At 44.0% G+C, this 2,486-nt stretch carries 2 protein-coding genes; both read right to left on the bottom strand.

What is annotated here, in order from left to right; translation table 11 throughout:
• Nucleotides 1-522, bottom strand: a 522-nt coding sequence (locus CRENPOLYSF2_RS02360) for a DUF4391 domain-containing protein (RefSeq protein ID WP_087142362.1), incomplete at its 3' end; no start/stop codon positions are given.
• On the bottom strand, nucleotides 519-2,486 hold a 1,968-nt coding region (locus tag CRENPOLYSF2_RS02355; RefSeq protein WP_140396772.1), incomplete at its 5' end, for a C-terminal helicase domain-containing protein. The genes CRENPOLYSF2_RS02355 and CRENPOLYSF2_RS02360, both read right to left, overlap by 4 nt.

The following is a 2,486-nucleotide window of genomic DNA, read 5'->3' as shown; positions in this document are numbered from 1 at the left end:
TTCCATTTGTGCTTTTATAGATTCGCCTGTTCTAGGTGGTAAAGGTAGCAACTGCCTTAGCATAAGTTCGTACAGTGCGCCTAAATCCAGAGCTAGCGGTAATGTCGTACCTTCAGTATCTATCGATTGCCACTCGGTGGCAAAGTAACCATCGACCACCCATTTACTGATATCGGCTTCACTGGGCCATTTATAAGCCGCCTTAATTTGGATACGTTGGGTAAAGGTAAGCTGGTAAAAGATAGGAAATGGAATGGCTTGATCGATACAGCGTAATACGTCTTCGTTAAGTTCAGGTGTTTTTAAGCTAATGTTAAAAATTTGAATTTCAGGTACTGCTGCTTTGGCGGGTAGATTAATGGTTTCGGGTGCCAGTTTGTATTGCCAGACGATTTGCTCAACCTGTTGTACAAAGAGTGCTTTTAATGCACTACTAGGGGCGGCGTGTTCGTAAATCTTATTCTTGGGTAATACGCGGCCAAACAGAGCATTAGGCGGATAGGCAAACAGGGCGGGACTCATGGCTGAGCTTGAATCACTAAAAAGCTTATCAGCTCAAAATCATCTAATCCGGCAATGGTGTTGGTTAACGCTGTGGTTTTGCCGCCGCTGAATAAACTATCCAGGTCTTTTTCTTCTTTTACTTCAACCATTGAACGAATAGCTTGATCCAGTAAATTGGAGTAGGTTTGCATCGTCCGACCATCATGGGTTGCCTGATTAAACAACTGACAAGCCGACGTGATAGGTTGGATTTGACCTTTACAGGCAGCACGCGCTAAATCCAGTAAACGCTTGGCTTCGGTGTGGTCGGCAATAATCTCGCCCATTTGCCCAATGTACACCAGATAATAGGGATGTAGCCGGTTATGTTGGTTAAGGTTGATACCTTGATGGCGATTACGGAGCGTAAATATGACACCTGGCAGCAAACCTAATGCTGAATTGTCGGGTACAACCGCGTGCATACCGGTGGGAATACTGGCTAAATCACCATTGCTTTTGACGTAATTAAGCAAATCCATACGGAAGTCGTTTAAACCTAAATCAGTAATGGAAACACCGGTTTTCAAGTCTTCCATTTCAACCACTTCTTCTTGTAAGCGGCGCAATTGCTCTTTACGGTAAGCCACATCGTTAGCTTGGGCGCTTAACACATTATCATCGCCAGTCGCAGTGACATCGGCAATCATCATGCGATTTTCAACCCGTTCTTTTAGATTGATATATTCATCCAGAGAAATGTCGGGCCAGTAATTGACTAATTGAATACAAGTATTTTGTGAACCAATCCGGTCTATACGACCAAAACGTTGAATGATACGCACAGGGTTCCAATGAATGTCGTAATTAATCAGATAATCACAATCTTGTAGGTTTTGGCCTTCCGAGATGCAATCAGTACCAATTAAGATGTCAATTTCAGCGGGTTCTTCAGACAAAATGGCGGCTTTGTCTTTGGAGCGGGGCGAAAATAAAGTCAGCAACGATTGAAAGTCGTAAGTTTTTTTAAGTGTTGATTTGGGGCTGTCACTACCGGTGACTTTGCCGGTATGGAGCTGATGGCTAGCCAATAAACTTTCTGCCAGGTGCGTATACAAATAGTTTGCGGTATCGGCAAAGGCTGTAAAAACCAATACTTTTTTATTGCCGGCATTGATGGGCGCAGCCAGCTTTTCATGGATATGGCTTTTGAGGTGTTGCAGCTTAAAATCATCAGCGGGGGTTATTTTGTGCATTTCTGTCAGCAACGCCTCAATGACGAACAGATCAGCATTTAAGTCATATTGCCATGAGGGTAAATCCATATCGCTTAGACTGATTTGGACTTTGTTACCAATGCTAGCATCGTCCGGCATCGGGAATTCATCATCGTCTTCAGAACTGTTTTCAAATGCGGCACTGACATCGGCAAAGTTGGCGGCTAAGCCGGTTTGTTGGAATTTGGCAATTTTATCCAACGTTTTTTGATGGTTCTCTTTTAACCCATTTAACGTTAACCGGAAGGCTTCTACCGAACTTTCCAGCCGCTTTAATAAATTGGTGACCATCAGTGCTTGCAGGCTTTTCTCGCGGTCTGCTTGCCGCAACTTACCTTTACCACCGCGCACCTGCGTATCATAGATAGCTTCATACTTGGGTAGACGGCTGGGCAGAATGTAACTGATCGGGGCGTAAACGGCGAGTTTGAGTAATGACAGTTGCCCGAAAATATCGTTGAAGCCAATAACGTCTTCACGTTGCGTTAATGCGCAATGAAAAGACAAAGGCTTTCGACGTTCAGGAAATTTGCCTATATCGGCAGTATCGTAAAAAGTTTCAATGTGTCGGCGGGAACGGGCAATGGTGACGCTATCCAGTAATTCGAAAAAATCAAAATCCAGGGTATTGAGTATAGCGTTTGCAGTACGCTGTTCCGGTGGAAGGCTAACCCAGGCATTAAAGGCTAACTGCGCTCTTCTGAAAATAGTCTCTATATCTTTTTC

The sequence above is a fragment of the Crenothrix polyspora genome (assembly GCF_900163755.1).
Taxonomy (GTDB): Bacteria; Pseudomonadota; Gammaproteobacteria; order Methylococcales; family Methylomonadaceae; genus Crenothrix; species Crenothrix polyspora.
The sequence above is the reverse complement of the archived record's forward strand: the minus strand, read 5'-3'. Positions and strand labels throughout refer to the sequence as shown.